Below are 6,087 nucleotides of genomic sequence, written 5' to 3'. Positions count from 1 at the left end.
TCAACTTTGTTTGCTTTTTCATCCAACCAAGCGGCTAATTTAGCATCTGCTTGTTCTTGAGTTAAAGCACCTTTGCGAACTCCACCGTCTAAATGGTGCTTTAATAAAGCTCCTTTGTACGATAAAATGGCTTTAGCCGTATCGGTAGGTTGTGCTCCATTGTGTAACCACTGTACTGCACTTTCTAAGTTTAATTCAATAGTTGCTGGATTAGTGTTTGGATTGTAAGTTCCGATTTTTTCTAAGAATTTACCATCTCTTTTTGATCTTGCATCTGCTGCAACAACCCAATAAAAAGGTTTCCCTTTTTTTCCGTGTCTTTGTAATCTAATTTTTACTGACATAATCTTGTGATTAATTTAAGGTACTCGACCTTGGTTATTTAAGGGTGCAAATATATAAAACTTTGTAATACAAATATAATAAGTGGTTAAAAATATTTTTTCTGCTATTATGTTTTTGTTTGGATAAAAAACTTATTTTTGTTTCCTACATATTAATTTAGAATATTTGTGATGAAAAAAATACTTTCTATACTCGCTATTGTGGCTTTATTTAGTTCATGTGAACAAGATATTCAAACCAATACGCCTGGTTTTCAAGCCCAATTGAATGATGTGCATTGGAGAGCTAATGAAGCAAGAGTAGCTGTAGATGCAAATGGAGGAATGACCATCACGGCTTATACTTCATATGAAACAGTAGAATTGAAAACAGCTGCAACGACACCTGGAACGTATTTATTGGGCACACAAAATGCCGGTAATTTTGCCACCTATACGTCATCAGGTAATGCGTTAAGTAGTTTTGTAGGAATATTTGATACTCGTGTTGTAGCCGGACCAGCTTATAAATTATCTAGTGTACTAACTGCAGGAACTGGATATACAAGTGCTGCAGCTGCACATACTAGTGGAGGTTCAGGATCCGGACTTCGACTGGCATTAACTACCTTGTCTGGAGTAGTTACTAAAGCCACTTTGGTTTCTAGAGGATTGGGATATGTAGCGGGTGATGTTATTACCATCTTAGGAGGCAATAATAATGCAACCCTACGCATTGAAAATGTACAACAAAGTAATGGTGAAATTACGATTACAGATGCTTCTGGGGGATTATTCACAGGGACTTTCAAACTGAATGCTACGAATGCAGAAGGTGAAATAGTTACGTTTTCTGAAGGAAATTTTTATAAAGTACCTCTTGGACAATAAATCATGTCAAATAAAAATACAAAAAAACCATTTGAAGACATTCAAATGGTTTTTTTGTTAATAACTAAAATTGGCCAATTTGTGCAATAACTGTATTTTTGAAAACAGTAATTGGTAATTCTAAAATGCGAATTACACACCATTAATCATTCGTTACATGTATTTAATTTTCGATACCGAGACTACCGGTTTGCCTAGAAGTTGGTCTGCACCTATTACAGATACAGACAATTGGCCTCGTTGTATACAAATTGCATGGCAACTGCATGATGATATGGGGAATTTGATCGAGCACCAAGATTTTTTGATCAAGCCCGAAGGATTTAATATTCCATATGATGCCGAAAGAATTCACGGTATTTCAACCGAATTAGCCATCGAACAAGGGTTTCTTTTGTCGGAAGTATTGGAAAAATTTAATATTGCGTTATCCAAAACAAAATTTATTGTAGGACAAAATGTGGGGTTTGATGTAAATATTATGGGGTGTGAGTTCCATCGTATGGACATCGGTACGGATTTGTCGAAAATGCCGGTTTTAGATACATGTACCGAAATCACGGCCAACTTATTAAAATTACCAGGTGGTCGTGGAGGAAGATTCAAATTACCAACATTAACCGAATTACATCAATATCTTTTCAATCAGCCTTTTGCAGAAGCGCATAATGCAACTGCCGATGTAGAAGCCACAACGCGCTGTTTTTTGGAGCTGATCAAAAGAGAGGTTTTCACTAAAGAAGAACTCGACGTTGCTCCCGAATATTTTAGAAGTTTCCGAGAAAGAAATTTAGGGGAAATCCAATTGATTGGATTGCACCACATCAATTTAAAACAAGCTTCAGAAGCCATTCGTTCCCGATTAAAAAAAGAGGAGCAACAAGAAATTCAAACCACCATTTCGGCTACGGTAAAATCGGATTTAAAAGAAGCAGCATTTGCTCATTTACACAATCATACGCAATTTTCAGTATTGCAGTCGACTATTGCGGTAAATGATTTGGTTAAAGTAACAGCAAAATATAACATGCCAGCTGTTGCCATGACAGATACCGGTAATATGATGGGAGCCTTTCATTTTGTAAGCGCTGTCATGAACCACAACAAAGTAGCTAAAGCTAAAATAGAAGCCGAAATTGCATCAGGAGAAGTCCCCACAGAAACCGAAATTAAACCACTAGTAGGTTGCGAATTCAATATCTGCGACGATCATAAAGATAAAACCAAGAAAGACAACGGCTATCAATTGGTATTATTGGCAAAAAATAAAAAAGGCTATCATAATTTAGCCAAAATGTCTTCCATTGCATACACAGAAGGGTTTTACTATGTGCCGCGTATCGATCGAAAAATTGTAGAAAAGTATAAAGAAGATATCATCGTTTTGTCGGGTAATTTATATGGTGAAATTCCGAGTAAAATTTTAAATGTAGGAGAAAGTCAAGCCGAAGAGGCTCTTATTTGGTGGAAAGAGCAATTTGGGTCTGATTTCTATTTGGAAGTCATGCGCCACAAACAAGAAGATGAAAATCGGGTAAATCAAACTTTAATTGCTTTTGCAAAAAAGCACCAAGTGAAATTGATCGCTACCAATAATACCTACTACGTCAACAAAGAAGACGCCAATGTACATGATATTTTATTGTGTGTAAAAGAAGGAGAAAAGCAAGCAACTCCTATAGGTCGGGGTAGAGGGTATCGTTATGGATTACCCAATCAAGAATATTATTTCAAATCGGGCGACGAAATGAAGCAGCTTTTTGCCGATTTACCCGAAGCAATCATTAATATTCAGGAAATTATCGATAAAGTTGAAGCTTATTCACTCTACAGAGATGTATTACTTCCTAAGTTTAAAATTCCCGATGAGTTTGAAGTTCCAGCAGATCTAGAAGATGGAGGGGTTAGGGGCGAAAACGACTATTTACGATATTTAACCTTTAAAGGTGCCGAAAAAAGATATCCTGAGTTGACGGATGCAATTAAAGAACGCTTAGATTTTGAGTTGCTTACCATAGCAAATTCTGGATATCCTGGGTATTTCTTAATTGTTCAAGATTTTATTGCTGAAGCCCGTAAAATGGATGTTTCTGTCGGTCCTGGCAGGGGTTCCGCTGCAGGTTCCGCCGTAGCCTATTGTTTAGGAATTACCAATATTGACCCCATTAAATATGATTTGCTTTTTGAGCGTTTCTTAAATCCAGATCGTGTTTCTATGCCCGATATCGATATCGATTTTGATGATGAAGGCCGCGGACGTGTCATGGATTATGTGATAAACAAATACGGATCCAATCAAGTAGCGCAAATTATTACTTATGGTAAAATGGCTACGAAGTCGGCAATTAGAGACACTGCTAGGGTATTGGATTTGCCACTTTTTGAAGCCGATCGAATTGCTAAATTGATTCCAGGGATGATGCCATCCAAATGGAATTTGGCGCGTTTCTTAGCCGAAGATGAGAGTGAAGTTAAAAAAGCATTGCGTTCTGAAGAATTTGACAAAGTCAAAGAACTCATTGAGATTGCTCATTCCGAAGATCTTGCCGGAGAAACCATACAACAAGCCAAAGTATTGGAAGGTTCTATGAGAAATACTGGTATTCACGCGTGTGGTGTAATCATTACACCTAGTGATATTACAAATTTTGTTCCCGTAACCACGGCAAAAGATTCGGATTTGTATGTTACCCAGTTTGATAACTCAGTTGCCGAAAGCGCTGGCTTGTTAAAAATGGACTTCTTAGGATTAAAAACCTTAACCTTAATTAAAGACACGGTTAAATTGGTGAAATATCGTTTGGGCATCGAATTAGATCCCGATAATTTTCCAATTGACGATACAAAAACCTATGAGCTGTTTCAAAGAGGTGAGACCGTTGGGGTTTTCCAATACGAGTCACCCGGAATGCAAAAGTACATGAAGGACTTAAAGCCAACTGTATTTGCCGATTTGATTGCCATGAATGCTTTATATCGTCCGGGGCCTTTAGAATATATACCTTCTTTCGTTCGAAGAAAAAACGGCGAAGAAGAAATAAAATACGATTTAGAAGCCTGTGAAGAATACTTAGCAGAAACCTACGGAATTACCGTATATCAAGAGCAGGTAATGCTTTTGTCTCAATCATTAGCTGGATTTACAAAAGGTGATGCCGATGTACTTCGTAAAGCAATGGGTAAAAAAGACAAACCAGTATTGGATAAAATGAAGCCTAAATTCATCGAGCAAGCAGCAGAAAAGGGTCATGATCCAATAATTTTAGAAAAAATTTGGAAAGACTGGGAAGCGTTTGCTAGTTATGCGTTCAATAAATCGCACTCTACTTGTTATGCTTGGATTGCCTACCAAACTGCATATTTGAAAGCACATTATCCCGCAGAATATATGGCAGCAGTACTTTCTAATAACATGAACGATATCAAACAAGTTTCGTTCTTTATGGAAGAATGTAAACGCATGGGATTGGCCGTTTTAGGTCCCGATGTAAATGAATCCTTTTATAAATTTACGGTGAATGAAAACTATGCCGTTCGTTTTGGAATGGGAGCTGTAAAAGGTGTTGGAGCAGGCGCAGTACAAACCATAGTTGAGCGTAGAAAAGACGGTAATTATAAATCTATTTTTGATTTGGCCAAGCGCATCGATTTGCGTGCTGCGAATAAAAAAGCCTTTGAAAATTTAGCCTTAGCAGGTGGTTTTGACGGTTTTTCCGAAACCCACCGGGCCCAATATTTTCACCATGATGGCGACGGAATTACCTTTTTAGAGAAAGCCATTCGCTATGGTTCAAAATTTCAGGAAAACGAAAATTCGTCTCAAGTGAGTTTGTTTGGCGATGCATCGGAAGTGCAAATTGCAGAGCCGGTAGTGCCGCCATGCGATGATTGGAGTACCATGGAAAAATTAGCCAAAGAAAAAGAAGTGGTAGGAATTTATATTTCGGGACATCCTTTAGACGATTACAAATTTGAAATGAAATATTTTTGTAACGCCAAATTGGAATCGCTTAAAAATCTACCACAACATTTAGGGAAAAACTTATCCTTCGGTGGAATTGTAACCAATGTTCAGCATCGTACTGCAAAAAACGGCAAGGGTTGGGCTACTTTTGCACTTGAGGGTTATGACGAAAGTTTTGAGTTTCGAATTTTTGACGAAGAATATTTAAAATACCGCCATTTTTTATTACAAAATCAATTTGTGTATTTCAAAATAAACGTTAAAGAAGGCTGGGTCAACCGAGAAACTGGTAAAAAATCAGATCCTCGCATTCAATTTATGGATGCTAAAATGTTAGCCGATGTATTGCCGTCATTTGCTAAAAAATTAATCATTCATTTGGACATTAAAGAGTTAAATATGCCTTTTGTAACGGAACTCAATACGCTTTTTATGGGCCACAAAGGCGATCATACGGTAACTTTTGAAGTGATGGAATTGGAACGCATCAAAAAAGCAATTGAAATGAGTCCGGTTGGTATAGATGAAGAAATGGAGCCAACCGATGAGGTGGAAGGAGATGAAGAAATGGATTTAGCCATTCCTGTTGAGAAAGAAGAAATTGTTGTAAAAACAAAACTAACCATGCCGAGTCGGAAATTGAAAGTGAAAATCTCTTCAGAATTACTTCAAGAACTGGATAAAATGCAGGTGAGTTTTAAACTCAATTAAAGCATAAGAAATGGCAATGGCTGTATAATTAAAACTAATTTTATTTCGCATCATCTTTGATAATAAATTCTTAAATTTGCAATTCAATTAATAATAAAATAAAGAACATATGGCATTAGCAATAACAGATGCTACTTTTGATGAAGTAGTATTGAAATCAGACAAACCAGTAGTAGTAGATTTTTGGGCAGCTTGGTG

The 6,087-nt window shown here is 37.0% G+C and carries 4 protein-coding genes; 3 read left to right on the top strand and 1 reads right to left on the bottom strand.

The annotated features are described in order from the left end of the window. Window positions 1-344 (bottom strand): 30S ribosomal protein S16 (locus ACIQ6Z_RS08680; protein WP_396210501.1); only part of this gene is annotated, 344 nt, incomplete at its 3' end. Window positions 345-515: 171 nt separating this feature from the next. On the opposite strand from ACIQ6Z_RS08680, the gene ACIQ6Z_RS08675 reads away from it, so the two are divergent. The 3 genes from ACIQ6Z_RS08675 to ACIQ6Z_RS08665 all read left to right on the top strand — a co-directional run. Then, entirely contained in the window at window positions 516-1,214 is a 699-nt protein-coding gene (locus ACIQ6Z_RS08675) for a DUF6252 family protein (RefSeq protein WP_396210500.1), read from the top strand. Window positions 1,215-1,371: 157 nt separating this feature from the next. Continuing rightward, window positions 1,372-5,889 (top strand): DNA polymerase III subunit alpha, encoded by a 4,518-nt coding sequence (gene dnaE / locus ACIQ6Z_RS08670; protein ID WP_396210499.1) that lies wholly within the window; start codon window positions 1,372-1,374, stop codon window positions 5,887-5,889. Window positions 5,890-5,998: 109 nt separating this feature from the next. Beyond that, a partial coding sequence (locus ACIQ6Z_RS08665; protein ID WP_396210502.1) for a thioredoxin family protein occupies window positions 5,999-6,087 on the top strand: 89 nt, incomplete at its 3' end.

The organism is Flavobacterium sp., from assembly GCF_044376915.1.
GTDB lineage: Bacteria > Bacteroidota > Bacteroidia > Flavobacteriales > Flavobacteriaceae > Flavobacterium.
This window is presented reverse-complemented; position numbering and strand designations above follow the sequence as displayed.

Excerpts from the sequence above, each read along its gene's own strand:
- ACIQ6Z_RS08675 (WP_396210500.1), top strand. The coding sequence starts at position 516 with ATGAAAAAAATACTTTCTATACTCGCTATTGTGGCTTTATTTAGTTCA.
- dnaE (WP_396210499.1), top strand. The coding sequence starts at position 1,372 with ATGTATTTAATTTTCGATACCGAGACTACCGGTTTGCCTAGAAGTTGG.